We start from the raw sequence: 25,773 nt of genomic DNA on the forward strand, positions 1-25,773 counted from the left end.
ACGCGCATGGAGCAGTACGAGCCCGACCGCCTGAGCCCGGCCCAAGTGGCCGCCATGCGGCGCAGCTTCCAGGGCGGCCGGGCCGCCATGACCCGGCGGTCCCTGTTGCGCGCCTCCGCGGGCGGCGCGCTCGCGGTCGGCGGCCTCGGGGCCCTGACCGGCTGCGGTATCCCCGCGGCGGGCGACACCAAGGGCGGAGTCTCCGCGGAGGACCACTCGGCGAAGGAGAAGGTCGTCAACTTCTCCAACTGGACCGAGTACATCGACGTGGACGAGAGCGAGAAGCACCACCCCACGCTCGACCAGTTCAAGAAGCGGACCGGCATCACGGTCAAGTACACGGAGGACATCAACGACAACGTCGAGTTCTTCGGCAAGATCAAACCGCAGCTCGCCGCCGGCCAGGACACCGGCCGCGACATCATCGTCCTCACCGACTGGCTCGCGGCCCGGCTGATCCGCCTCGGGTGGGTCCAGAAACTGGACCCGTCGAACCTGCCCCATGCGTACACCAACCTGTCGGCGCAGTTCCGCAACCCCGACTGGGACCCCGGCCGTGCCTACTCGTACGTGTGGCAGGGCATCTCGACCGTCATCGCGTACAACAAGAAGGCCCTCGACGGCGTCGAGGTGAAGTCCCTCTCCGACCTGCTCGACAACCCCAAGCTCAAGGGCAAGGTCGGCTTCCTGTCGGAGATGCGCGACAGCATCGGCATGACCCTGCTCGACATGGGCAAGGACCCGGCGAACTTCACCGCCGACGACTACGACGCGGCCGTCGCCCGCATCCAGAAGGCCGTCGACAAGGGCCAGATCCGCCGCTTCACCGGCAACGACTACACCTCCGACCTGAGCAGCGGCGACTTCGCCGCCTGTATCGCCTGGGCCGGTGACGTCGTGCAGCTGAAGGCGGACAGCCCGGACATCGACTTCCTGATCCCGGACAGCGGGTACATCACGTCGACCGACAACTTCCTGATCCCCAACAAGGCCCGTCACAAGACGAACGCCGAACGGCTCATCGACTACTACTACGAGCCGAAGCCGGCCGCCGAGCTCGCCGCGTACATCAACTACGTGACGCCCGTCGACGGGGTGAAGGCCGAGCTGGAGAAGCTCGACCCGGATGCGGCGAACAACCCGCTGATCATCCCGGACAAGGCCATGGCCGCGAAGTCCCACGCCTTCCGCTCGCTGAGCTCGAAGGAAGAGACCGAGTTCGAAGAGAAGTTCGCGAAGCTGACTGGGGCGTGACCATCGTGACGAACAAGACTGACAACACCGGCGACGTCCGCCTTTCGGGCATCAGCAAGACGTACGACAACGGCTTCACCGCCGTACAGCCGCTGGACCTGACCGTGCCGCAGGGCTCCTTCTTCGCCCTGCTCGGCGCCTCCGGCTGCGGAAAGACCACCACCCTGCGGATGATCGCGGGGCTGGAGGAGCCCACCACGGGCACCGTCTCGCTCGGCGAGCAGGACGTCACCAACCTGCCGCCCTACAAGCGGCCGGTGAACACCGTCTTCCAGTCCTACGCCCTCTTTCCGCACCTCGACATCTTCGAGAACGTCGCCTTCGGCCTGCGCCGGCGTGGCATCAAGTCGGTGAAGAAGCAGGTCGAGGACATGCTGGAGCTCGTCCAGCTCGGCGAGCAGGCCCGCAAGAAGCCGCACCAGCTCTCCGGCGGCCAGCAGCAGCGGGTCGCCGTGGCCCGGGCGCTGATCAACACTCCCAAGGTGCTCCTCCTCGACGAGCCCCTCGGCGCCCTCGACCTCAAGCTGCGCCGCCAGATGCAGCTGGAGCTCAAGCGCATCCAGACCGAGGTCGGCATCACCTTCATCCATGTCACGCACGACCAGGAGGAGGCCATGACCATGGCCGACACGGTCGCCGTGATGAACGCGGGCCGCGTCGAGCAGCTCGGCTCGCCCGCCGACCTCTACGAGAACCCGAACACCACCTTCGTCGCCAACTTCCTCGGCACGTCCAACCTGATCGAGGCCGAGGTCGACTCCAAGAGCGGTGACGACATCGTCCTCAAGGCCGGGGGCGGCAAGCTGGTGCTCCCCGAGGCGCGATGTTCCGCCCCGACGCAGACCGGCGGCAAGGTCCTGGTCGGCGTCCGCCCGGAGAAGATCTCCCTCACCCACGCCGACGACGCCGGCGAGATCCCCGAGGGCCGCAACCGCATCACCGGCAAGATCGCGGCCACGTCCTTCATCGGCGTCTCCACGCAGTACGTCATCGACAGCCCCGTCTGCCCCGAGTTCGAGGTCTACGCCCAGAACATCGACCGCGACGTCCGGCTCGTGCCCGGCGCCGACGTGGTCCTGCACTGGAACCCGGCGCACACCTTCGGCCTCGACGCGGCTCAGGACATCGACGCGGGCATCCAGGAAGAGGCTGCGGTCTGATGGCGACCCTCACCGAGGCGCCGCCGCCTCTCTCCCCGACCGCGCCCGAGAAGAAGCCCCCGCGCAGACGCGGCCGGCTCGTGCCGTACTGGCTGCTGCTCCCCGGCATCCTGTGGCTGCTGGTCTTCTTCGCCCTGCCGATGGTCTACCAGGCCTCCACGTCCGTGCAGACGGGCTCCCTGGAGGAGGGCTACAAGGTCACCTGGCACTTCGCGACCTACTGGGACGCGTTGGCCGAGTACTGGCCGCAGTACCTGCGCTCGATCCTGTACGCGGGCTCGGCGACGATCCTGTGCCTGATCCTCGGCTACCCGCTGGCCTACCTGATCGCGTTCCGCGCGGGCCGCTGGCGGAACCTGATCATGATCCTGGTGATCGCGCCGTTCTTCACCAGCTTCCTGATCCGCACCCTCGCCTGGAAGACGATCCTCGCGGACGGCGGCCCGGTCGTCGGGGCCCTCAACACCCTGCACGTCCTGGACGTCACCAGCTGGCTCGGCTGGACCTCCGGCGACCGTGTGCTGGCCACGCCGCTGGCGGTGGTGTGCGGTCTGACGTACAACTTCCTGCCGTTCATGATCCTGCCGCTCTACACCTCACTGGAGCGCATCGACACCCGCCTCCACGAGGCCGCGGGCGACCTGTACGCCAAGCCGGTCACGACCTTCCGGAAGGTCACCTTCCCGCTGTCGATGCCGGGTGTGGTCTCCGGCACGCTGCTGACCTTCATCCCGGCCGCCGGTGACTACGTCAACGCGGACCTGCTCGGCTCGACGGACACCCGCATGGTCGGAAACGTCATCCAGTCCCAGTTCCTGCGAATTCTGGACTATCCGACGGCCGCGGCACTCTCCTTCATCCTGATGGCCGCCATCCTCGTCATGGTCACGGTCTACATCCGCAGGTCCGGAACGGAGGATCTGGTTTAAATGGCCTTCGTCAACTGGCTCAAGCGCAAATTCGTCGTCATCGCGGGACTGCTGACGCTCGGATATCTCCTGCTGCCGAACGTCGTCGTGACGGTGTTCTCCTTCAACAATCCGAAGGGGCGCTTCAACTACGAATGGCAGCAGTTCTCCCTGGACGCCTGGAAGGACCCGTGCGGTGTCGCCGGCATGTGCGGCTCGCTGTCGCTCAGTCTCCAGATCGCGTTCTGGGCGACGGTCGGCGCCACCGTCCTCGGCACGATGATCGCCTTCGCGCTGGTCCGCTACCGCTTCCGCGCCCGCGGCGCCGTGAACTCGCTGATCTTCCTGCCGATGGCGATGCCCGAGGTCGTCATGGCCGCCTCGCTGCTCACCCTGTTCCTCAACATGGGCGCTCAACTGGGCTTCTGGACGATCCTCATCGCCCACATCATGTTCTGCCTCAGCTTCGTCGTCACCGCCGTCAAGGCGCGGGTGATGTCGATGGACCCGAGGCTGGAGCAGGCCGCCCAGGACCTCTACGCCGGCCCGTTCCAGACCTTCATCAGGGTCACCCTGCCGATCGCCGCCCCCGGAATCGCGGCGGGCGCGCTGCTCGCCTTCGCGCTTTCCTTCGACGATTTCATCATCACCAATTTCAACGCGGGTTCGACCGTCACCTTCCCCATGTTCGTCTGGGGTTCGGCACAGCGCGGCACACCCGTTCAGATCAATGTGATCGGTACGGCCATGTTCCTGGTCGCCGTACTGCTCGTCCTGACCTCTATGGTCATCAGTAATCGCCGTAACAAGCAAAAGGCATAACCGAAAAACCCTTGTAGGGAGTTGAAATCATGGCCCCAAGCGCCATGAGTCGTGGCAGTGAACGGATGAAATCCCTTTCCGACGCCCAGCCGGTCCCGTACTGGCTGGACGACCCCGGCAAGCCGCACCCCGAGCCCGCCCTCACCGGCGCCGAGACCTGCGACCTGCTGGTCGTCGGCGGTGGCTACAGCGGACTGTGGACCGCGCTCCTCGCCAAGGAGCGCGACCCGCAGCGGGACGTGGTCCTGCTGGAGGGCCGTGAGGCGGGCTGGGCCGCCTCGGGCCGCAACGGCGGCTTCTGCGCCGCCTCCCTCACGCACGGTCTGGGCAACGGGCTGACCCGCTGGCCGGACGAGATCCACCGGCTGGAGGAGCTGGGCGCCCGCAATCTCGACGAGATCGAGAAGGCGGTCGCCCGCTACTCCCTCGACTGCGACTTCGAGCGCACGGGCGAGATCGACGTCGCGACCGAGACGTACCAGGCGCGGGAACTGCGTGACTGGTACGAGGAGATGGAGCGCGCCGGTCTCGCCGAGGGCGTCGAGTTCCTCGACGCCGAGGCGGTACGGGAACAAGTCGACTCACCGACTTTCAAGGCGGGCCTGTACGACCGCCGGGGCGTCGCCATGCTCAACCCGGCGAAGCTCGCCTGGGGCCTGAAGCGGGCGTGTGTGCAACTCGGCGTGCGCGTCCACGAGCACACCCCCGCCCTGACGCTGAAGCCGTACGGCGCCGGGATGGCCGTACGCACCCCCTACGGCTCGGTCCGTGCCCGCAAGGTCGCGCTCGGCACCAACATCTTCCCGAACCTGGTCAGGCGGGTCCGGTCGTACACCGTCCCGGTCTACGACTACGCGCTGATGACCGAACCGCTGAGCGGCGAGCAGCTCGCGGCGATCGGCTGGAAGAACCGACAGGGCCTCGGCGACAGCGCCAACCAGTTCCACTACTTCCGGCTGAGCGCCGACAACCGCATCCTGTGGGGCGGCTACGACGCGGTCCACCACTACGGTGGCCGGGTGCGCGCCGAGTACGACGACCGCCCGGAGACGTACGCCAAGCTCGCCGAGCACTTCTTCACCTGCTTCCCGCAGCTCGAAGGCGTCCGCTTCACCCACGCGTGGGGCGGCGCGATCGACACCTGCTCGCGCTTCTCGGCGTTCTTCGGCACCGCGCACCGCGGGAACGTGGCCTACGCGGCCGGCTACACGGGACTCGGCGTCGGCGCGACCCGGTTCGGCGCGGACGTGATGCTGGACCTGCTGGACGGCGAGACCACGGAGCGGACCTCGCTGGAGATGGTCCGCAAGAAGCCGCTGCCGTTCCCGCCCGAGCCGTTCGCGTGGACCGGCATCGCGCTGACCAAGTGGTCGCTGGCGCGGGCGGACTCGCACGACGGGCGGCGCAATCTGTGGTTGAGGACGATGGACAGGCTGGGACTCGGCTTCGACAGCTGATCACTCGGAGGCCCGGCCCCGCTCGCTCTCCGGCGGGGCCGGCGGCTCCGGCTCCCGCCGTCCCGGCGACGCGTCCTGACGCTGCCACGCGGCGTACAGCGTGGACAGCCCGATCGCCACGGTGGACACCGCCTCCGGCTCGATCCCGGACAGGACAAGGACGACTCCGGTCACCAGGACCGCGAGGAAGACCACCAGGTCGGTTCGTCGTCGTGGGGTGTGCATTGCTGCCCTCTCTGATCCGATCTCATGCCAAGCTGCTCCCGTGGGGGAGGGACAACAGGCTGCGCCGGACGCGAAGTGTTGCGCCACGCGTCACAGTTGCCAGTTGTCGCAACGCTCGGTACGAGGGAGATCAGGGGGATCGGCATGGGCAGTCTCGTGCCCTTGGGAGGCGATCTGCCGGACGAGGGGCGAGCGCTCGCGGAGGCGTTGCGCGGCCTGTTCGGCGGACTGGGCCTCAGCGTCCGCAGATACGCCACCCGGCGGCACCGGGACGCCGGTTCGGTGTCCCGGTTCCTCAACGGCAGCCGCGTACCGCCCTGGGAGTTCGTCAACGACCTGATCAGCGACGTGACCGAGCAGCAGGGCCAGCCGCCCACCCCCGAAGCCATGGAGCTGCTGCGCCGGCTGCATCGCGAAGCCCTCGCCGAGAGCGGCTCCGCGTACGGCAGGGTCCAGCTCCTCGAGGACCAGCTCGCCGACGCCGACCGCCGGTCCATGGAGTCCACCAACCTGGTGCGAGCCCTGGAGAGGGCGTTGGCGAACGCGCAACACCGCGCCGCCGACCTGGAGTTGCAGCTCCGTCAGCTGCACGGCCGCCAGGACGACCGGATCGCCGAGAAGGACAAGTCCCTTCAGCTGTACGAGGATCAGGTGACGGCGCTGCTCAGGGAGCGGCAGAACCTGCTGCGGGAGGTGGAGGCGCTCGGCGAGCAGCTCCAGGACGCGCACGCCCGGCGGGCGCAGGCCGAGCGGCGCTGCGAGGAACTGGAGCGGCAGCTGGTCGTGGCCGAGGAGCTGTGGGAGGAGGAGAGCGCCGAGGCCGACGACGGTCCGCCCGCCCCCGGTTCCGGTGCTCCGGCGCAGGACGACGGCCCCGCCACCGGACACGGGCTCGACCCCCGGTACCGTCTCGACGCCTTCGTCGCGGGCGAGGGCAACCGCTTCGCGCACTCGGCCGCCACCGCCGTGGCGGAGGCCCCCGCCAAGCTGTACAACCCGCTGTTCGTCTACGGCACTTCGGCCATCGGCAAGACACATCTGCTGCACGCGATAGGGGAGCGCACGCGCCGTCTGCACCCGGACAAGCGCGTGTGTTACGTGACCGCGGAGGAGTTCGGCGCCGAGTTCGCCCGGGCCGGCCGCGACCGCGGCTTAGACCGGTTCCGCCGTCGCTACCGGGGCGTGGACGTCCTGCTGCTCGACGACATCCAGTTCCTCGCTGACCGGCAGCCCTTGCGCGAGGAGTTCCTCCACACCTTCGACGCGCTGCACGCCGCGAACAAGCAGATCGTGCTGTCCTCGGACCGTCCGCCCAAGCAGCTCACCGAGCTCGGGGACCGGCTGCGCAACCGGCTGGAGTCCGGGCTGATCACCCATGTCCAGCCCCCCGACCAGGAGGCCCGGATCGCGCTGCTGCGACACAAGGCGCAACGGGACGGGCTCGTCGCCGCGCCGGAGGTCCTGGAGTACATCGCCTCGCAGATCCAGCGCAACGTCCGTGAGCTCGAGGGCGCGTTGATCCGCGTGAGCGCCTTCGCGTCGCTGAACCGGCAGCCGATGGACGTGCCGTTGGCGGAGAAGGTCCTCAAGGACCTGGTCCCGGACCGTGTGCCGACGCGGGAGGAGGACGTCGTGCACCTGATCATCGACGAGACCGCCCACTACTTCGGCGTCACCTCCGACGACCTGCGCGGAAGGAACCGCGGCCGCGCCATCGTGACCGCCCGCCAGATCGCCATGTACCTGTGTCGTGAGCTCACCGACGTGTCGACACCGGGGATCGCCACCGTCTTCGGCGGGCGGGACCCGGGGACGGTCGAGCACGCGGATCACAAGCTCCGCAACCTGATGGCCCAGCGCCGCTCCGTCTACAACCAGATCACGGAACTCACCGCGCGTATCAGGGACGCCGGCGGCCTGAGCGTGGTCCGGCCCGCCCTTCCCGCCCCCCTGTGATCCGGTTCACTCCAACGGGGTGGTGAAACCCGCGTAATGCACGCCCCGGACCTGCCTCTCCTCCGTGGACGCGTTCCGCGTCCACGGAGGAACAGGGAGGTCTTCTCATGACTGGGGCGAAGACGGCGGTCGAGTGGCTGGCATCGGTGGCACCGGATCCCGACGCCTGCCGCTGGGAGTGGGAGCGCAATCCCCTCGGGGTCGCGCTGCTGCCCGCCGGCAAGGCCTGGGACGTGCTCATCCTGCCGGGTGAGCTCGGTTATCCCACGCTCGACGTCCTCACGCGCATCATCGACCAGCCGGGCCCGGTGCTGGTCGACTTCGGCGACGCCCGGATGGGCTTCCTCGTGCCGCCCGGTACCGCCGCACGCTGGGTCGGCACGGGCATCCGCACGGCCGGCGTCGGCACCTGGATCGTGGTGCCGTACCCGGGACGCTCCACAGGCGGCGTCCGCTGGCTGGTCCCCCCGGACGGTTCCGGCACCCTCACCGACCCGGCACTCCTCGAACTGGCGATGCACGAGGCGGCGGCGGGTCTGGCCACGGAGGGAGACGGGTAGCCGACCGCGGGAGGTCTTGACAACTGAATTGGTCTGGACCAAATTGGGCGCGCTCCACCCCTCCAATTCCCCCAGTTCCGGAGGCACTTGTGGATCGCTCCAGACCTCTCGTCGCCGCGCTCACGGCCACACTGCTGGCAGCGGGCGGCATCACCGCGCTCTCGTCGGCCGCCCGTGCGGCCGACGCGGACCTCGCACGCAACGGCGGTTTCGAGGCAGGCCTCGACTCCTGGACCTGTTCGGCCGGTACGACGGTGAACAGCCCCGTGCGCAGTGGTGTCTCCGCACTCCAGGCGACCCCGGCGGGCAGCGACAACGCCCGGTGCGCCCAGACGGTGACCGTGAGGCCCGACTCCGCCTACACCCTCTCCGGATACGTCCGGGGCTCCTACGTCCACCTCGGGGCGAGCGGCACCGGCACCACCGACGTCACCGCCTGGACCCAGTCCGCCCCGAACTGGCAGCAGCTCACCACGACCTTCCGCACCGGACCGTCCACCACCAAGGTCACGATCTACACCCACGGTTGGTACGGCACCGGCGCGTACCACGCCGACGACATCTCCCTCTCAGGACCCGGCGTCGACGCGGGCCTGCCCCCGGCCGCGCCCACCGGCCTGACCGTCGCCACCGTCACCCCCTCCAGCGTGACCCTGTCCTGGCCGGCGGTCACGGGCGCCACGAGCTACGCCGTCCATCGCGACGGAGCAAGGGTCCGGACGGTGAGCGGAACATCGGCCACGATCACCGGGCTCTCCCCGTCGACCGCGTACAGCTTCCAGGTCACCGCGCTCAACGACGCCGGCGAGTCCGCGAAGTCGGCCCCCGTCACGGCGACCACCACCGCCGGCTCCGGCGGCTCGACCGACCTCCCCGCCCATGCCCTGGTCGGCTACCTCCACGCCAGTTTCGCCAACGGCTCCGGCTACACGCGCCTGGCCGACGTCCCCGACAGCTGGGACGTCATCGACCTGGCCTTCGGCGAGCCGACCTCGGTCACCTCCGGCGACATCCGCTTCGACCGCTGCCCGGTCACCGAGTGCCCGAACGTCGAGAGCGACGCCGAGTTCAAGGCGGCGATCAGAGCCAAGCAGGCGGCCGGCAAGAAGGTGCTGATCTCCATCGGCGGCCAGAACGGCCAGGTCCAGCTGACGACCACGGCGGCCCGGGATGCCTTCGTCACCTCCGTGTCGAAGATCATCGACGAGTACGGACTCGACGGCCTGGACATCGACTTCGAGGGCCACTCGCTCTCCCTGAACGCCGACGACACCGATTTCAAGAACCCGAGAACACCGGTCATCGTCAACCTGATCTCGGCCCTGAAGACGCTGAAGGCGAAGTACGGCTCCCGGTTCGTGCTGACGATGGCCCCCGAGACCTTCTTCGTCCAGCTCGGCCACCAGTACTACGGCACCGGCAAGTGGGGCGGCCAGGACCCGAGAGCGGGCGCGTATCTCCCGGTGATCCACGCGCTGCGCGACGACCTGACCCTGCTGCACGTCCAGGACTACAACTCGGGCCCGATCATGGGCCTCGACAACCAGTACCACTCCATGGGCGGCGCCGACTTCCACATCGCCATGACCGACATGCTGCTCACCGGCTTCCCGGTCGCGGGCGACGCGAACAACGTCTTCCCGCCCCTGCGCCCCGACCAGGTGGCGATCGGCATGCCGGCGTCCACGAACGCGGGCAACGGACACGTGCCGCCCGCCGAGGTCACCAAGACCCTCGACTGCCTCACAAAGAAGACCAACTGCGGCTCGTACACCACCCATGGCACCTGGCCCGCTCTGCGCGGCCTGATGACCTGGTCGATCAACTGGGACCGGTACGGGAGCTGGGAGTTCCAGCGGACGTTCGACGGCTACTTCGGCTGACGGTCAGGACGTAACCGGTGAGCAGGACCGTGGAGAGGCACCAGCTGGCCACGACGTCCAGTGGCCAGTGGTAGCCGCGGCGGACCAGGCCGTAGGAGACGCCGAGGACGAGGACGCCGTACGAGAACACGATCGTGCGGCGGAGCCGTCCGGCGCGCAGCCAGGGGAGGAGGAGCAGGGTCGTGGCGCCGTAGGCGACGGCCGCTGTGGCCGTGTGGCCGGACGGGTAGTAGCCGGTGGCCGGTGGGACGGCCGGGGTGCCCGGGCGGTCGGTCAGTTCCTTGATCGGGATGATGAGGGCGGGGACCAGGGCCATCAGCAGTGCGGCGCCGGCGGACGGCTGCCACCAGCGGTCTGTGCCGGCGCGTCGGGCCCGCCAGACCGCGTATCCGAGCGCCAGGGCCAGGACCGGGACCGCGACCTGGACATTGCCGAGGTCGGCGAGGAGTTCCGAGGCGCGGTCGGGGTGGACCAGGGCGCGGCTGACGCGTTCGTCCAGGCGCACCAAAGGGCCGTCCTCGACGATCTGCCAGGTGATCAGCGCGAAGAGGACGGCCGGAAGGCCGAGAAGAAGGAAGGTGGAGAAGGAGGTCGGCCACCCCGGAACAGGGGGGGTGGTTCCGGGGTGGCCGTCCGGACCGGATCGTCGCGCGCCCCGGGGGGTTTGGGGCGGGCGACCGTCCGATCGGTGAGGAGATCCGGAGCCGGAGGCTCCGGTTGTGTGCGCGAGGGCACGACCAGGTCGAAGCTGGGGAGGCCCCGGCCTGATGTCGCCCACAGTCCCCTGTGGGCGGGGTGTATCTCTCATCTGGGTAGAACCTACGACAGCCGATGGGGCTACGACAGTCGGAATCGCTTCCTGACAGAGACCCCGCACACGTTCTTCACACGCTCCGACGGCGGCCGCCCCAGAGCCGGAATCCGCTGTGGATCCGGGGCTGGGGCGGGTGCGACGGGTGTGACCTGGGCCGGGGCGCGCCCCGCGTTCCTCCTGGGGCGTCAGACGCGCGCGAAGGCCTGCTCGATGATGTCGAGGCCCTCGTTGAGGAGGTCCTCGCCGATGACCAGCGGCGGCAGGAAACGCAGCACATTGCCGTAGGTGCCACAGGTCAGGACCAGCAGGCCCTCCTGGTGGCAGGCCTTGGCGAGGGCGGCGGTCGCCTCCGCGTTGGGCTCCTTGGTGGCGCGGTCCTTGACGAGCTCGATGGCGATCATCGCGCCACGGCCGCGGACGTCGCCGATGATGTCGAACTTCTCGGCCATCGCGGTGAGGCGGGCCTTCATGGTGGCCTCGATGCTCTTCGCCCGGGCGTTGAGGTCGAGCTCCTTCATCGTCTCGATCGAGCCGAGCGCACCGGCACACGCCACCGGATTGCCGCCGTAGGTACCGCCCAGGCCACCGGCGTGCGCGGCGTCCATGATCTCGGCGCGGCCGGTGACGGCGGCGAGCGGCAGACCGCCCGCGATGCCCTTGGCGGTGGTGATCAGGTCCGGGACGATGCCCTCGTCCTCGCACGCGAACCACTGGCCGGTACGGCAGAAGCCGGACTGGATCTCGTCCGCGACGAAGACGATGCCGTTGTCCTTCGCGAACTTGCTGAGCGCCGGCAGGAAGCCCTTGGCCGGCTCGATGAAGCCGCCCTCGCCGAGTACCGGCTCGATGATGATCGCGGCGACGTTGTCCGGGCCGACCTGCTTGGTGATCTGGTCGATGGCCTGCGCGGCGGCCTCGGGGCCGGCGTTCTCCGGACCGGTCGGCCAGCGGTAGCCGTAGGCGACCGGGACGCGGTAGACCTCGGGCGCGAAGGGGCCGAAGCCGTGCTTGTACGGCATGTTCTTCGCGGTCAGCGCCATCGTGAGGTTCGTACGGCCGTGGTAGCCGTGGTCGAAGACGACGACGGCCTGGCGCTTGGTGTAGGCGCGGGCGATCTTGACGGCGTTCTCGACGGCCTCGGCACCGCTGTTGAACAGCGCGGACTTCTTGGCGTGGTCACCCGGCGTGAGCTCGGCGAGGGCCTCGGCGACCTCGACGTAGCCCTCGTACGGCGTGACCATGAAACAGGTGTGGGTGAAGTCGGCGAGCTGGGCGGAGGCCCGGCGTACGACGGCCTCGGCGGAGGCGCCGACGCTCGTCACGGCGATGCCGGAACCGAAGTCGATCAGGCGGTTGCCGTCGACGTCCTCGATGATGCCGCCGCCCGCCCGCGCGGTGAACACGGGCAGCACCGAGCCCACGCCCTGCGCGACCGCGGCGACGCGGCGGGCCTGCAGCTCCTGCGACTTCGGGCCGGGGATGGCGGTGACGATCCGGCGCTCCTGCGGAAGTGCGCTCATGAGGGGCTCCTGGGGGTGTTGCGAACGGGGTCTTTGCGGACGCTTCTCTTCTTTTCTCGCAGGCTAGGGCGGAGGAAGGGGGGTGGGCATGCTCCATGTGGGCGTTGTCGGGGGTGCGGGTTTGTCCGTCGTGGACATAGCGACGCGGATCGGCTCGGTACCGGCGGCACCGCGGACGATGCGGACGGTGATCGTCCGCTCCGTGGAAGTCGGCCGCGTAAGCGGTGAACTCCCCTTGCGGGGGCGTTAGATTGACGGCTGATGGTGGACGGAACGGCTGGTCAGGGAACGAGGGCGATGGACAGGGACGGGACGCAGGACGCGCGGGGTACGCATGCGAATCCCGTGCCGCGTCCGGCGGGGCCGCCGGACGTGCCGCACGCGCCGCCGCGGCCGGCGCACACTCCGGGCGCGTCCGTGGCCGACTGGCTGAATGAGGCCCGGCCCGCGACCGAGCCAGGGATCTGGCGCTTCGGCTACCGGATGCCGAAGGCCGCCTCGAAGGCGGAGCGGCTCAATCCGCTGACCGTGGCCGGCATGCTCATCCCGTTCGTCGTGGCGCTGGTGGTGTGGTCCTTCTGGCGGCGCGGCGGGCTCCCGTACCAGTTCACGCTGCTGCGGCTCTTCACCCCGGACGACTGGTGGTGGGGCGGCACGATGGCCTCGCCGAAGCGGCTGGAGGGCCAGTCGCTGGAGTACCCGGGCATCGAGGCCCTGGAGGTCTACAGCGGTCTCTTCTTCGCCGTGCTCGTCTACACGGTGGGCCGGCTGGGCAGCTGGCCGGCCGTCGTGCGGCACCTGGTGACCCGCAAGCCCCAGCCCGCCCGCGCCCTGCTGGCCGCCCTGGGCGCCCTGATCACCCTCAGCTTTGTTTTCCCGGACGCCTTCCCCGTCGTCGGCTGGGACGCTCTGCCCGTAGTGAACCCGCTGTTCTCCCTCATCGCCCTCCTTAGCGGCGGATACGGCGTCTACACCTCGCCCTGGGCCACGGACACGCTGTACGCCCTGGTCACGGCCCTTGTCCTGTGGCCGTTCGCCCGGATCGGCGGCTGGTGGTCCCTGGCCCTCACCCGGCTCGCCGCCCGGCGCCGGGCCCGGCAGGGACAGCACCCCGCACCCCTCGCCGAACAGCCCCGCGCCCGCTGGCCCGAGCTGCGGGAGGCCGGGCAGCACCAGGCGGCCGACCTGCTCACCGCCGAAGTGCTGGCCGGGCGGATGAACGACGTGGACTGCGCCCGGATCGAGCGCGGCTGGAAGCGGGCCCGCGGCCAGGGCCGGCTCGCCGCCTTCACGGACACCGTGCTGCGCCAGGGCGCCGCCGCGCTCACCCACCCCTCCGGTGCCCGCGACCTGGCGGGCCGCACCGCCCGGCACGACCTGCTCACCGGACAGGTCCGCATCGGACGGTGGGCCACCGCCGAGCGCACCCCGCGGGCGTACGGCGGCGTGGGCGCGGCTCTCGGGCCGGAGACCCTCGCCACCTCACTGCTGGTCGTCGGGCCCTCGGGCGCGGGCAAGACCCGGCATGTGACCGCTCCGGTGGCCGAGTCCCTCGCTCTGCAGGCACTCACCGGCGGTTGCGCCGTCGTCGCGGTGTGCGGTGCGGGTACGCCGATCGGGGCGGACTCGTCGTACGACGTCGTCGTGCGCGTCGGCGACCCCGGCTCCGTGCACGACCTCGACCCGTACGCCGAGACCGACGACCCCGACGAGGCGGCCGCGCTTCTCGCCGAGGCGCTGGCCGGGGATCTCGACACGGTGAGCCCCGAGCGCGCGGCGCGGGCCCTCGCCCAGCTCCTCGGTCCCTACCGGACCGCGTACGGGCACTTCCCGCCCCTGCCCGTCCTGCGCGAACTGCTGGAAGGGGACCCCGCGGTCCTCGCCGGGCTGCGCGAGGGGCTGGCGGACGAGCGGTTCGCCGTGATGCGCCGCGAGCTCGACGCCCGCGCACGGCAGAGCACCCACCCCGGCGACCCCGGTCCCGTCCTCGCCGACCGGCTGGCACTGCTGGACCGGCCCGCGTTCGCCGGCTTCTTCGGCTCGGCCGGCTCGCACGGCTCGGGCGGGGACACGATCCGTCCGTTCTCGCTGCGCGCCCTCGTCCACCACCCCTTGCGCGTCCGGATCGACCTGCCCGAGCGTGGCCACGCGGAGGCGTCCCGGCTGATCGCCCGGCTGGTGCTGGCCCAGTTCACCGCCGTAGTACGGGAAGGGGGCCGCGATCACTTCGCCGGACTGGTCGTCGACGACGCCACCGGCACCGTGACCCCCGAGTCCGTACGGCGGATCCAGCGGCTGCGCTCGCAGAACGCGGGGGTCGTGCTCGCCCTCCGCACGGTCTCCGACGTTCCGGAGGCGCTGCACGGACCGCTGTTCGGGGCGGTCGGCTGCCGGATGGCGCTGTCCGGGGTGACGACCTGGGACGGCAGCCGCTTCGCCGAAGCCTGGGGCACCCAGTGGGTGGAGACCAAGGACGTCGCCCAGCACACGGTCTTCGCCGACCAGCCGATGACCCGGGCCATGCACGCCCTGCGCAAGCTGGTGACCGGCAAGGCGGTGACGACCGAGGCCGTCACCGTCCGCCAGGTCGAGAGGGAGCGGTGGTCCGCCTCCGAGCTGGCGCACGCCGTGCCGCCGGGGCACGCGGTGCTGTCGCTGACCGCGGCGAAGGGGGAGCACGCCCCGCCCCTGCTGGTGGATCTACAGGGCTAGGCCGGGGCTTCCGCTGCGGGGGCTTGCGGTGACCGGGTGACCGTACGGTGAGGCAGAATCGGCACAGGCCGTTCATACAGGACGGCCAAGTGATCACAGGGCACGCCCGATCCCCGTAGACCTGAAGGCCCCATGCCACCCACGCTCGCCTCGCTCGTCCACCACTCCGCGCTCAAACTGACCGTGCGGGCGGGCGAGGACCGGCTCGACGTCCCCGTGCGTTGGGCGCATGTCAGCGAGCTCGCCGATCCCGTGCCGTACATGGAGGGCGGGGAACTGCTGCTCATCACCGCGCTGAAACTGGACGCGGAGGATCCGCAGGCGATGCGGCGGTATGTGAAGCGGCTGGTCGGGGCGGGGGTCGTGGGGCTCGGCTTCGCGGTCGGGGTCAACTACGAGGACATTCCCGAGGCGCTCGTCGACGCCGCCGCGGGCGAGGGGCTCCCGCTGCTCGAAGTGCCCCGGCGCACGCCCTTCCTCGCCATCAGCAAGGCCGTCTCCGCGGCCATCGCCGCCGATCAGTACCGGGCGGTGACGGCCGGGTTCGCCGCGCAGCGGGAGCTGACCAGGCAGGCGTTGACGGACGGTCCCGAGGGGCTGCTGTCCGCGCTCGCCTCGCAGGTGGACGGGTGGGCAGCGCTGTACGACGCGTCCGGTGCCGTCGTCGCCACCGCGCCGGAGTGGGCGGGGCGGCGGGCCGCACGGCTCACGGCGGACGTGGAGCGACTGCGGGAGCGGCCCGCGCCGGCCTCCTCCGTGGTCGGCGGCCCCGACAACGAGGACCGCGTCGAGCTGCACTCCCTGGGCACCGGGCGGCGACCGCGCGCCGCGCTCGCGGTGGGGACGGCGGCGGCGCCGGGGACGGCGGAACGGTACGCCGTCCACTCGGCGATCGCCCTGCTGACCCTGACCACCGAGCGGTCCCGGTCCCTGCGCGCCGCCGAGCAGCGGCTCGGGGCGGCGGTGCTGCGGATGCTGCTGGCCGGGGAACCGGACCACGCGCGGGCGGTCGCCGGGGATCTGTACGGGTCGCTGCTGGACGCGCCGTTCCGGGTGGTCGTCGCCGAGGCGGTGCCCGCCGGGCGGATGGCCGCGGAGGGGCGCGCTCCGAGCGAGGGTGACCTTCTGGGTGCCCTCGCCGAGGTCGTGGAGTCCGCCGCCGCGCGGGCCGGGGAGGCCGTGCTGGTCGTCGCGGAGGGGGAGCGGCTGGTGGTGCTGGCCGTGGACGGGGGTGCGGCGGTCGGGGCGTGCGGGGAGTACACCGCCGGGCTGGAGGCCGGGCGGGCGGTGGGGGAGCAGGGCGGCGCGGCGGGCGAGGACGAGCTGGTCGTGGGGGTGTCGGCGCCGGTCGGGCCGGTCGCGGCGGCGGCCGCCTACAAGCAGGCCGAGCAGGCGCTGTCCGTCGCGCGGCGGCGCGGGCGGGTGTGCGTGGAGCATGAGCAGCTGGCGGCGGGGTCGGTGGTGCCGTTGCTGGCCGACGATGCGGTGCGGGCTTTCGCGGACGGGTTGCTGCGGCCGCTGTCCGAGCATGACGCGACGGGGCGGGGGGATCTGGTGGCCTCGCTGCGGGCGTGGCTGTCGCGGCACGGACAGTGGGACGCGGCGGCCGCGGACCTGGGTGTGCACCGGCACACGTTGCGGTACCGGATGCGGCGCGTGGAGGAGATCCTCGGACGGTCGCTGGACGACCCGGACGTACGGATGGAGCTCTGGCTGGCGCTGAAGACGACGTCGACGGAGCAGTGACCGCGGGGCGGGAACGGCTCGGTGCCCACCCCACCTCGCCAAACCGGCCCCCCCTCACCCCGCCAAACCGGCGCACCCCCACCCCCCACCACTCCGCGCCGGACAAACACCCCTCCGCGCCCCCGCCCCTACCGTGGACCCGAAAGCCAACGCACACCCCCAACGCGGAAGGGCCGGGACATGACTTCCACCCACGCCTTCTGGCTCGCCGGGCGCCAGGTCGCCGGCGAGGTCAGCTTCGATGTCAGCTCGCCGTGGGACGGGCGGGTCGTCGGCAAGGTCAGCGTGCCGAGCGACGCCCAGACCGAGGAGGCCGTCGCCGCCGCGTACGCCGTACGGGACGAGTTCGCCGCCACGCCCGCCCACGTCCGTGCCGCCGCCCTCGACCACGTGAGCCGCCGCCTCGTCGAGCGCACCGAGGAGATCGCCCAGCTGATCTCCGCCGAGAACGGCAAGCCGGTCAAGTGGGCCCGGGGCGAGGTCGGCCGTGCCGTCTCCGTGTTCCGGTTCGCCGCCGAAGAGGCCCGCCGGTTCAACGGCGGCGAGGCCCAGCGTCTCGACACCGACCTCGGCGGCCAGGGCCGGCTCGCGCTCACCCGCCGCTTCCCGAAGGGCGTCGTCCTCGGCATCGCGCCCTTCAACTTCCCGCTCAACCTGTGCGCCCACAAGATCGCCCCGGCGATCGCGGCCGGTGTGCCGATCATCCTGAAGCCCGCCCCGGCCACCCCGCTCTCCGGGCTCGTCATCGGCGAACTCCTCGCCGAGACCGAGCTGCCGGCCGGTTCCTGGAGCATCCTTCCCGTCCCGAACGACCGGATGCCCGCCCTGGTGCAGGACGAGCGGCTGCCCGTCATCTCCTTCACCGGTTCCGAGAAGGTCGGCTACGCGATCATGGACTCGGTGCCGCGCAAGCACTGCACCCTGGAGCTGGGCGGCAACGGCGCGGCGGTCGTGCTCGGCGACTACGCCTCCGACGCCGACCTCGACTGGGCCGCGACGCGTATCGCCACCTTCTCCAACTACCAGGGCGGCCAGTCCTGCATCTCCGTGCAGCGGGTCATCGCCGACGCGTCGGTGTACGACCGGCTGCTTCCCCGGATCGTCGGCGCCGTCGAGGCCCAGGTCACCGGCGACCCGTCCGACGACAAGACCGACGTCGGCCCGCTGGTCAGCGAGGACGCCGCCAAGCGTGTCGAGACGTGGGTGGACGAGGCCGTCGCCGCCGGCGCCACCCTCGTCACCGGCGGCAAGCGCGACGGCGCCTCCTACGCGCCGACCGTCCTCACCGACGTACCGGCCGACACGACGATCTCCTGCGAGGAGGTCTTCGGACCCGTCCTGACCGTGCAGAAGGTGGACGGCGAGGCCGAGGCCTTCGCGGCCGCCAACGACTCCAAGTACGGCCTCCAGGCGGGCGTGTTCACCCACGACCTCCAGGTCGCCTTCCGCGCCCACCGCGCGCTCGAGGTCGGCGGCGTCGTCATCGGTGACGTGCCCTCCTACCGCGCCGACCAGATGCCGTACGGCGGCGCCAAGCAGTCCGGTGTGGGTCGCGAGGGCGTGAAGTTCGCGATGGACGACTACACCTACGAGCGGGTGCTCGTCCTCACCGGACTCGCGCTCTGACCCTGCGGGCACATCCGTGCCCCGACGCCTCTAGCTAATGGGAACCATTTTCAGCTAAGGTCGTCGCAGCGACGGTGGCTCACCGTCCCGAAGGGGCCCGGCACCGATGCCTTCCGGTGCCGGGCCCCTTCTTTGTGCCGATCTCCTCCGGACCCTCAGCCGGAGAAGCCGGCACGCGCGAGCCGCAGCGGGCCGCGCAGCCTGACGTGGACGTCGTGCACACCGGAGGCCGTGAGCCCGGTGCGGAGCGTGACATAGCCGTACGGCCCTGACGTGGGCGTCTCCGGTGACAGTGTCGCCAGCGCCGGACCGCCGTCGAGTGAGATCTCCACCGCGCCCTCGCCCGCCACGGCCACCGTCACCTCCGTGACACCCGCCCCGAAGTCGCAGGCGCGGTAGACCAGTTCGGCCGCCCCGCCGTTCGCCGGCGTCACCGCGTCGCCGGCCGCCTTCGTCCGGTCGACGATCGCGACACCGCTCTGCTCGTCGAAGTCGGCCCCGTCCAGGCCCCGTTCGACGACAGGGCGCGGTTGGCCCGGCTCGCCGTCCAGGAGAACCGTCGTACGCAGTCGCACATCCTCGCTGGAGGCGGCCGCCATCAGGTCGTACGGCCCCGGCTCCAGGCGCCACCGGCCGTGCGCCACGTCCCAGAACTCGAAGGCCGACAACGGGACTTCGAAGGTCAGCTCCGCCTTCTCGCCGGGGGCGAGCGTGACCCTGCGGTGTGCCACCAGCTCGCGGCGCGGGCGCGGGACCGAGGGGTCCACGGCGCGGGTGTAGAGCTGGGCGACCTCGTCGGCCGTCACGTCCCCCGTGTTCATGACCGTGAAGGAGACGTGCAACGCCCCTTCCCCCGTACGGGACGTGAGATCGCCGTAGGAGAAGGACGCGTACGACAGACCGTGCCCGAAGGGGAACAGCGGGGTGCCCTCGTAGTACAGGTACGTCTGGCGGCCGCCGAGCACGTCGTAGTCCAGCAGGTCGGGCAGGTCGGCGTCGTCGGCGTACCAGGTCTGCGGGAGGCGGCCCGCGGGGGAGACGTCGCCGGCCAGGACCCGGGCCAGCGCGGTGCCGGCGGCCTGGCCGCCGTGGGACATCCAGAGCGCGGCCCGCAGCGGACCCGGCTGGAACGTGTACGGGTAGGCGGAGACCAGGGCCAGCACCGTGTTCGGGTTGGCGGCGCGGGCCGCCCGCAGCAGGCGGTCCTGGTGGGCCGGGAGGGCGAGGGTCCTGCGGTCCTCGGTCTCGCGGCCGTCGATGTGCGGGTCGTTGCCGGCCACCACCAGCACGACATCGGCCTCGGCGGCGGCCCTGGCGACCGCGTCCCTTCCGTGCTCGGCGATGATCAGCGTGAAGATTTCGGGCTGATCGTCGAGTTCCGCGTTTTCATCGGCAACCTTTACTCCGTCGGTGCCGACAGAGACGTGGCGACCCGTACCGACGTGCCTGAGGAGGTGTCCGTTCTCATGAGGTTCCAGCCGGAACGTCTCCTGGACGACCCAGCCTCCGGGCTGGTCGGCGGAGGCGCGCACATACCCGTCCTCGGCGACCGAGAGATAGCGGCCGTCGGGAGCGCGCAGGGTCAGCACACCCTCGCCCCAGTCGATCAGGGCGAGCTCGGTGCCGACCGCGTGGGTGGTGAGCGGCGGGAGGTCCGTACGGCCCGCCAGCAGTGCCGGGTCGAGGGCACCCTCGGCGCCGCGCACCTCGTCGTCGGCGTTCGCTTCGGGCACCCGGAGAAAGGTTCCGTCCGACGCCTTCAGCAGGACCCGGTCCACGCCCTCCGCGAACTCGATCCGGTTGGCGCCGAACCGCTCGTACAGGCCCTCCAGCGGGGTGGAGCGATGGATCAGCGTGCCGCTGTACCAGTCGAGCTTGCACTCGTCGGCGAGCAGGCCGACCACGGCGAGCCGGGTGTCCGGGGCGAGCGGCAGCACACCGTCGTTGCGCAGCAGGACGACCGACTGCTCGGCCGCCTCCTGTGCGAGGGCGCGATGGGTCGGGGTGTCGAAGTCCCTGGTCAGTGCGTGCGGGTCGTACTGCGGGTCGAACTCGCCGAGGCGGAAGCGGACCGAGAGCTGGCGGCGGACCGCCGTGTCGATGTCGGCCTCGGTCAACAGGCCCTGTTCGTACGCCTTCTTGACCCGTCCGGTGATCTGCGAGCTGTCCGTGCCGTGGTCGGTGAAGCTGTCGACGCCGGCCAGCAGCGAGGCCGCGGTGGCCTCCTCGTGGGTGTCGTAGTAGTGCTCGTGGTCGACCAGGTTGGAGGGCGCGCCCGCGTCCGAGCAGACCAGCAGGTCCTCGTCCGTCCAGGTGCGCAGGTGCTCGCGCAGATACGGACTCACGTGGTTCGGGCGGCCGTTGACCAGGTTGTACGCGGGCATCACCCCGGCCACCGCGCCCGCCTCGACGGTCTCGCGGAAGGCGCGCAGGTCGTACTCGTGCAGCACGCGCGGGCGGACCGAGCTGGACGAAGTGGCCCGGTCCGTCTCGTTGTTGTGGGCGAGCCAGTGCTTCAGGACGGGGGCGGTGCGCCAGTACGTCGGATGGTCGCCGCGCAGACCCCGGGTGTACGCGACGGCGATCGCCGAGGTGAGCTTCGGGTCCTCCGAGTAACCCTCCTCGTTGCGGCCCCACAGGGGGTGGCGCAGGAGGTTCACCGTCGGGGACCAGACGTTGAGGCCGATGCGCTCGTCGCGGGCCCGCATCGCGCGGACCTCCTTGGAGACGGCCTCGCCGACCTGTCGTACGAGATCGGTGTTCCAGGTCGCGCCCAGGCCCACCGCCTGCGGGAACACCGTCGCCGGGCCCATCCAGGCGACCCCGTGCAGGGCCTCCTGGCCGGTGCGGAAGGCGTCGACGCCGAGCCGCTCGACGGCCGGGGCGAACTGGTGCAGGAACCCGATCTTCTCGTCGAGGGCGAGCCGCGACAGCAGATCGTCGATGCGCTTCGCGAACGGCAGATGCGGATCGCGGAAAGGCGGCGTGGGCGGCGGCTGTGCGGTCACGTGGGGTTCCCCTTGGAGTGGAGCGGTCGAGCCCTTTCGAAGCGCTTCGATGCTCATTCGACACCGGGGTGGGTGTCAAGGGAGCAGCGCCATCACTTCAAGCGGTGCATAAGAAAAGGTCGCCTCCCCTACCTCGGAGGAATATTGGGAGCGACCCTTGTGCACCCACAGGGCTTCACTTAACCTCACAGCAACATCGAAGCGCTTCGACTACACGGTGACCGTACAAGTCGAAAGAGCGCTTCAGCTCAGCCAGTTCCACTCAAGACACCGCAGCCGACGGCTCCTCCGCCGGGTGTCCTGGTGCGCCATGAAGGGTTGACGCAATGACGCCGAACGCCGCTGCCCCCTCCTCTGGTCCTTCCGGTCCCAGCCGGAGAAGCTTCCTCGCCTCCACCGCGGTGGCCACCGCAGCGGTGGCGGGCGGGGTGCCGCTGCTCTCCGCCTGCGGCGGTTCGGACAGTGGCTCGCGTGACGGCACCACGTCGGGCAAGGACGCGAAGAAGATCCTGCCGGCGTACGTGGCCAGCAACGTGGTGACGCCGGACATCCCCGCCAAGAACGGCTCGGCGATCGGGTTCACCAGCAAGCTGGACCTCGCCACCCTGAAGACGTCGGTGACCAAGAAGCTCGGCAAGGGCGGCAAGGTCACCATCATGTCGCCGTTCTGGGGCTCCCCGCCGAAGAGCGGCAACGCCTACTACAAGGCGATGAACGAGCTGATCGGCGTCGACGTCGCCTGGCAGAACCAGGACGGCAACACCTACGACCAGAAGCTCGGCGCCATCCTCGCCTCCAGCGACATCCCGGACGTCGTGGTCGTCCCCGGCTGGAACATGAGCGGCAAGATACCCACCGCTATCATCAGCAAGTTCGCCGACCTCGGCCCCTACCTGTCCGGCGACGCGGTCAAGGACTACCCGAACCTCGCGGCCATCCCGACGGACGCCTGGCAGCGCTCCATCTTCGGCGGCAAGCTGCGCGGCCTGCCGATGCCCGCGCCGTGGGCGCCCAGCATCGTGCCCCTGTACCGCAAGGACATCTTCGACAAGGAAGGGTACGAAATACCCAAGTCCTGCGACGAGTTCATGGCGCTGGCCAAGGAGATCACCAACGCCAAGGCCAAGCGCTGGGCGTGTCTGGACATGAAGTGGACCGCTTTCCAGGCCTTCGGTGTCTTCTCCGGCAGCGAGAAGCCGCTCGGCTGGAACATGGTCGACGGCAAGCTGGTCTACCGCGTCGAGACCGAGCAGTACCTCGAGGCGCTGGAGTGGTCGCGCAAGCTGTTCGAGGCGGGGGTCGTCCACCCGGACTCCAAGATGGGCAAGAACGCCCCGGACCCCGGGCCCAAGTTCGCGGCCGGCGAGTTCCTGATCTACGCCAACAACATCTCCCAGTGGTGGGGCCGCACCGCCGAACAGGCCACCCAGAACCCGAAGTTCAAGATCTGGGGCATGGACGTCTGGGGCCACGACGGCGGCAACCCCACGATGTGGGCCGAACAGCCCGCCGGGATCTTCGCCTTCGTCAACAAGAAGGCCTCCGAGGCGGTCATCCGTGACGTACTGGCCGTCGCGAACGTCACCGCGGCGCCGTACGGCACCAAGGAGTACATGATGACCAACTACGGCGTGGAGGGGACCCACTACACCGTCAAGGACGGCGTCCCCGCCAAGACCGACCAGGGCAACCTCGAGGTGATGAACGCCTACGTCATGGTCGCCAGCCCCGCCGCGACCCTCGCGCACCCCGACTTCCCCGAGGTCGCCAAGGGCCAGGTCGAGTGGGAGCAGCGGATGGGCGCCTTCACCAAGAAGTCCACCTTCTGGGGCATGCAGATCACCGAGCCCAACCGCTACACCAACCTCTCCAACGACTTCGAGCAGCTGGAGGACGACATCGTCCGCGGCCGCAAGAAGATCAGCGACATGCAGCAGGCCGTCTCCGACTGGAAGAGCAAGGGCGGAGACAAGCTGCGCGACTGGTACAAGCAGATCCTGGACGAGAACGGCTCCGCGGCCAGCTGACCCGGTACCGAGGCAAGGAGAACGGCCGTGTCCCACAGCACGGTGCCTCGGAGCAGGGCCGAGGCCGACACGACGGACAAGACCCCGGTGGCGTCCGGCGACGCCACCGGTCCCCGCTCGGGGAGGAAACGATCCCCCGGCAAGCTGAGTCTGCGGCTCAGGCTCAGACGCGACCGCGTCCTGCTCATGATGACGCTGCCGGCCGTCGCCCTGGTCCTGCTCTTCAACTACGTGCCGATCCTCGGCAACGTGGTCGCCTTCCAGGACTACGACCCCTACATCAGCGACAACGGCGTCGTGTCCATGCTGCACAGCCCCTGGGTGGGGCTGGAGAACTTCCAGCGGATCTTCGAGGACTCCTCGTTCTGGCAGGCGGTCCAGAACACGCTGGTGCTGTTCTTCCTCCAGCTCGTGCTGTTCTTCCCGATCCCGGTCCTGCTCGCGCTGCTCATCAACAGCGTGGTCAGGCCCCGGGTGCGGGCGATCGCGCAGGCCGTGCTGTATCTGCCGCACTTCTTCTCGTGGGTGCTGGTCATCGCGGTCTTCCAGCAGCTGCTCGGCGGCGCCGGACTGCTCTCGACACTGCTGCGCGACCACGGGTACGACGGCCTCGACATCATGACCGACCCGAACACCTTCAAGTTCCTGGTCACCGCGCAGGCGGTCTGGAAGGACGCCGGCTGGGGGATCATCGTCTTCCTCGCCGCCCTGGCCGCCGTCAGCCCCGACCTGTACGAGGCGGCCGCGATGGACGGCGCCAACCGCTGGCGCCGGATGTGGCACGTCACCCTGCCGGCCCTCCGGCCGGTGATCGCGCTGCTGCTGGTCCTGCGCGTCGGTGACGCCCTGACCGTCGGCTTCGAGCAGATCCTGCTGCAACGAGATGCCGTGGGACCGGGCGCCTCGGAAGTGCTCGACACCTTCGTGTGGTGGAACGGCGTCCGCAACCAGGACTTCGGCTACGCGGCCGCCGCCGGACTCGTCAAGGGTGTCATCAGCATCGGTCTCGTCCTGGCCGCGAACAAGGTGGCCCATCTGATGGGCGAGCAGGGGGTGTACAAGAAGTGACCGCCGTGATCGACAAGCCTGTACAGAAGCCCGGCCGGTGGACCGCGCCGCCCCGGCCGGTGTGGGAGGAGCAGCCCTCGCAGGTGGGGCTGGCGGGCAAGGGCCTGGTGCTGGGCATCGCCTGCTTCGCGATCCTCTTCCCGCTGTGGATCGTCGTCGTCACCAGCATCTCCTCGCGCAAGACCATCGACGAGGCCGGCGGTCTGGTGATGGTGCCGAAGGGTGTCACCTTCATCGCCTACCAGGAGCTGCTCAGCGGCGGCCAGGTGACCCGGGCGGCGATCATCAGCGTCCTGGTCACTCTCGTCGGCACGGCGTTCTCCATGACCGTGTCCGTGTTGTGCGCGTACGGGCTGTCGCGGACGGAGTCCGTCGGGCACCGGTGGATCCTCATGACGCTGCTGGCGACGATGTTCTTCAGCGCCGGGCTCATCCCCACCTATCTCCTGGTGCAGACCCTCGGGCTGACCGACAGCTACCTCGCGCTGATCCTGCCGAGCGCGATCAGTGTCTTCAACATCCTGGTCCTGCGCGGGTTCTTCATGGGGATCTCGCCGGAGCTGACCGACAGCGCGCGGATCGACGGGGCCGGGGACTTCCGGATCCTGTGGCAGATCATCATGCCGCTGTCGCGTGCCGTCATCGCGGTGATCACGTTGTTCTACGCCGTCGGGTACTGGAGCGCCTGGTTCAACGCGTCCCTGTATCTCAACGACCAGGACATGATGCCGCTGCAGAACGTCATGATCCAGCTCGTGCAGAAGCAGGAGGCTCCGGTCGGGCTGGGACAGGCGATCAAGACGGGGCAGCTGTCGGGGCTGGCCGTGCAGATGGCGGTCATGGTGATGGCGTTGCTGCCGGTGGCTGTGCTGTCGCCGTTCGTCCAGCGGCATTTCAAGAAGGGCATGTTGACCGGTGCGGTGAAGGGCTGACCGGTCGCCCTCTCGGAGGGGTGGTTCTGCGCGTCGGCGGCTGCGGGTCCGTCGTGGCCGGCCGCGCAGGTCCCCGAGCCCCCAGGTAGGTCCAA

General features: G+C 70.1%; 17 protein-coding genes and 1 pseudogene. 14 read left to right on the plus strand and 4 right to left on the minus strand.

Annotation, left to right across the window (positions count from 1 at the left end):
• The first annotated feature begins 6 nt into the window (after window positions 1–6).
• The 5 genes from ACIOHP_RS34195 to ACIOHP_RS34215 are packed head-to-tail and all read left to right on the plus strand — an operon-like array spanning window position 7 to window position 5,601.
• Entirely contained in the window at window positions 7–1,254 is a 1,248-nt protein-coding gene (locus tag ACIOHP_RS34195) for a spermidine/putrescine ABC transporter substrate-binding protein (RefSeq protein WP_361545872.1), read from the plus strand.
• Window positions 1,251–2,414 (plus strand): ABC transporter ATP-binding protein, encoded by a 1,164-nt coding sequence (locus ACIOHP_RS34200; protein ID WP_361545875.1) that lies wholly within the window; start codon window positions 1,251–1,253, stop codon window positions 2,412–2,414. Before ACIOHP_RS34195 ends, ACIOHP_RS34200 begins: the two co-directional genes overlap by 4 nt.
• Complete coding sequence (locus ACIOHP_RS34205) at window positions 2,414–3,343, plus strand: ABC transporter permease (RefSeq protein ID WP_361545878.1); 930 nt, start codon at window positions 2,414–2,416, stop codon at window positions 3,341–3,343. Before ACIOHP_RS34200 ends, ACIOHP_RS34205 begins: the two co-directional genes overlap by 1 nt.
• Window positions 3,344–4,144, plus strand: coding sequence for an ABC transporter permease (locus ACIOHP_RS34210; RefSeq protein WP_361490294.1), 801 nt, complete (start codon window positions 3,344–3,346; stop codon window positions 4,142–4,144).
• A gap of 29 nt (window positions 4,145–4,173) precedes the next feature.
• Window positions 4,174–5,601, plus strand: coding sequence for an NAD(P)/FAD-dependent oxidoreductase (locus ACIOHP_RS34215; protein ID WP_401893515.1), 1,428 nt, complete (start codon window positions 4,174–4,176; stop codon window positions 5,599–5,601).
• On the opposite strand, the gene ACIOHP_RS34220 is transcribed toward ACIOHP_RS34215, so the two are convergent.
• Window positions 5,602–5,826, minus strand: coding sequence for a hypothetical protein (locus ACIOHP_RS34220; protein ID WP_266887408.1), 225 nt, complete (start codon window positions 5,824–5,826; stop codon window positions 5,602–5,604).
• 717 nt (window positions 5,827–6,543) lie between these two features.
• On the opposite strand from ACIOHP_RS34220, the pseudogene dnaA reads away from it, so the two are divergent.
• The 3 genes and pseudogenes from dnaA to ACIOHP_RS34235 all read left to right on the plus strand — a co-directional run.
• A pseudogene (gene dnaA / locus ACIOHP_RS34225) lies at window positions 6,544–7,782 on the plus strand (chromosomal replication initiator protein DnaA); the annotation flags it as partial.
• A 107-nt stretch (window positions 7,783–7,889) separates the two neighbouring features.
• A complete protein-coding gene (locus ACIOHP_RS34230) occupies window positions 7,890–8,342 on the plus strand; it encodes a hypothetical protein (RefSeq protein WP_361490282.1) in 453 nt (150 codons plus the stop codon).
• Window positions 8,343–8,431: 89 nt separating this feature from the next.
• On the plus strand, window positions 8,432–10,225 hold the full coding sequence (locus tag ACIOHP_RS34235) for a chitinase (protein ID WP_401893516.1): 1,794 nt from the start codon (window positions 8,432–8,434) through the stop codon (window positions 10,223–10,225).
• On the opposite strand, the gene ACIOHP_RS34240 is transcribed toward ACIOHP_RS34235, so the two are convergent.
• Window positions 10,164–11,003: a phosphatase PAP2 family protein gene (locus ACIOHP_RS34240; RefSeq protein WP_401893575.1), complete on the minus strand. Its 840-nt coding sequence runs from the start codon at window positions 11,001–11,003 to the stop codon at window positions 10,164–10,166. The two genes, ACIOHP_RS34235 and ACIOHP_RS34240, sit on opposite strands and share 62 nt — an antisense overlap.
• Window positions 11,004–11,224: 221 nt before the next feature.
• Entirely contained in the window at window positions 11,225–12,559 is a 1,335-nt protein-coding gene (gene gabT / locus ACIOHP_RS34245; RefSeq protein ID WP_401893518.1) for a 4-aminobutyrate--2-oxoglutarate transaminase, read from the minus strand.
• Window positions 12,560–12,856: 297 nt separating this feature from the next.
• Here gabT and ACIOHP_RS34250 point away from each other — a divergent pair, with 297 nt between their 5' ends.
• The 3 genes from ACIOHP_RS34250 (at window position 12,857) to ACIOHP_RS34260 (ending at window position 18,643) form a co-directional block, all read left to right on the plus strand.
• Window positions 12,857–15,271, plus strand: a complete 2,415-nt coding sequence (locus ACIOHP_RS34250) for an ATP/GTP-binding protein (protein ID WP_401893520.1) — start codon at window positions 12,857–12,859, stop codon at window positions 15,269–15,271.
• A gap of 132 nt (window positions 15,272–15,403) precedes the next feature.
• Window positions 15,404–17,017: a PucR family transcriptional regulator gene (locus tag ACIOHP_RS34255; RefSeq protein ID WP_401893521.1), complete on the plus strand. Its 1,614-nt coding sequence runs from the start codon at window positions 15,404–15,406 to the stop codon at window positions 17,015–17,017.
• A gap of 180 nt (window positions 17,018–17,197) precedes the next feature.
• Window positions 17,198–18,643: an aldehyde dehydrogenase family protein gene (locus tag ACIOHP_RS34260; protein ID WP_401893523.1), complete on the plus strand. Its 1,446-nt coding sequence runs from the start codon at window positions 17,198–17,200 to the stop codon at window positions 18,641–18,643.
• A gap of 155 nt (window positions 18,644–18,798) precedes the next feature.
• On the opposite strand, the gene ACIOHP_RS34265 is transcribed toward ACIOHP_RS34260, so the two are convergent.
• Window positions 18,799–21,651 (minus strand): glycoside hydrolase family 3 C-terminal domain-containing protein, encoded by a 2,853-nt coding sequence (locus tag ACIOHP_RS34265; protein ID WP_401893525.1) that lies wholly within the window; start codon window positions 21,649–21,651, stop codon window positions 18,799–18,801.
• A gap of 326 nt (window positions 21,652–21,977) precedes the next feature.
• Between ACIOHP_RS34265 and ACIOHP_RS34270 the strand changes: the two genes are divergently transcribed.
• The 3 genes from ACIOHP_RS34270 to ACIOHP_RS34280 are packed head-to-tail and all read left to right on the plus strand — an operon-like array spanning window position 21,978 to window position 25,678.
• A complete protein-coding gene (locus tag ACIOHP_RS34270; RefSeq protein WP_401893527.1) occupies window positions 21,978–23,678 on the plus strand; it encodes an extracellular solute-binding protein in 1,701 nt (566 codons plus the stop codon).
• 27 nt (window positions 23,679–23,705) lie between these two features.
• The gene (locus tag ACIOHP_RS34275) at window positions 23,706–24,746 is read left to right on the plus strand and encodes an ABC transporter permease subunit (protein ID WP_361490252.1); all 1,041 of its coding nucleotides are present in this window, start codon (window positions 23,706–23,708) and stop codon (window positions 24,744–24,746) included.
• A complete protein-coding gene (locus tag ACIOHP_RS34280) occupies window positions 24,743–25,678 on the plus strand; it encodes a carbohydrate ABC transporter permease (RefSeq protein WP_361545913.1) in 936 nt (311 codons plus the stop codon). Before ACIOHP_RS34275 ends, ACIOHP_RS34280 begins: the two co-directional genes overlap by 4 nt.
• The last annotated feature ends 95 nt before the right edge of the window (window positions 25,679–25,773 follow it).

The organism is Streptomyces sp. NPDC087859, assembly GCF_044742595.1.
Taxonomy (GTDB): domain Bacteria; phylum Actinomycetota; class Actinomycetes; order Streptomycetales; family Streptomycetaceae; genus Streptomyces; species Streptomyces canus_F.

What these genes read in the sequence shown, in the direction of transcription:
- ACIOHP_RS34195 (WP_361545872.1), top strand. Translation starts at nt 7, where the DNA reads ATGGAGCAGTACGAGCCCGACCGCCTGAGCCCGGCCCAAGTGGCCGCC.
- ACIOHP_RS34205 (WP_361545878.1), top strand. Translation starts at nt 2,414, where the DNA reads ATGGCGACCCTCACCGAGGCGCCGCCGCCTCTCTCCCCGACCGCGCCC.
- ACIOHP_RS34210 (WP_361490294.1), top strand. Translation starts at nt 3,344, where the DNA reads ATGGCCTTCGTCAACTGGCTCAAGCGCAAATTCGTCGTCATCGCGGGA.
- ACIOHP_RS34215 (WP_401893515.1), top strand. Translation starts at nt 4,174, where the DNA reads ATGGCCCCAAGCGCCATGAGTCGTGGCAGTGAACGGATGAAATCCCTT.
- ACIOHP_RS34220 (WP_266887408.1), bottom strand. Translation starts at nt 5,826, where the DNA reads ATGCACACCCCACGACGACGAACCGACCTGGTGGTCTTCCTCGCGGTC.
- ACIOHP_RS34230 (WP_361490282.1), top strand. Translation starts at nt 7,890, where the DNA reads ATGACTGGGGCGAAGACGGCGGTCGAGTGGCTGGCATCGGTGGCACCG.
- gabT (WP_401893518.1), bottom strand. Translation starts at nt 12,559, where the DNA reads ATGAGCGCACTTCCGCAGGAGCGCCGGATCGTCACCGCCATCCCCGGC.
- ACIOHP_RS34250 (WP_401893520.1), top strand. Translation starts at nt 12,857, where the DNA reads ATGGACAGGGACGGGACGCAGGACGCGCGGGGTACGCATGCGAATCCC.
- ACIOHP_RS34255 (WP_401893521.1), top strand. Translation starts at nt 15,404, where the DNA reads ATGCCACCCACGCTCGCCTCGCTCGTCCACCACTCCGCGCTCAAACTG.
- ACIOHP_RS34260 (WP_401893523.1), top strand. Translation starts at nt 17,198, where the DNA reads ATGACTTCCACCCACGCCTTCTGGCTCGCCGGGCGCCAGGTCGCCGGC.
- ACIOHP_RS34270 (WP_401893527.1), top strand. Translation starts at nt 21,978, where the DNA reads ATGACGCCGAACGCCGCTGCCCCCTCCTCTGGTCCTTCCGGTCCCAGC.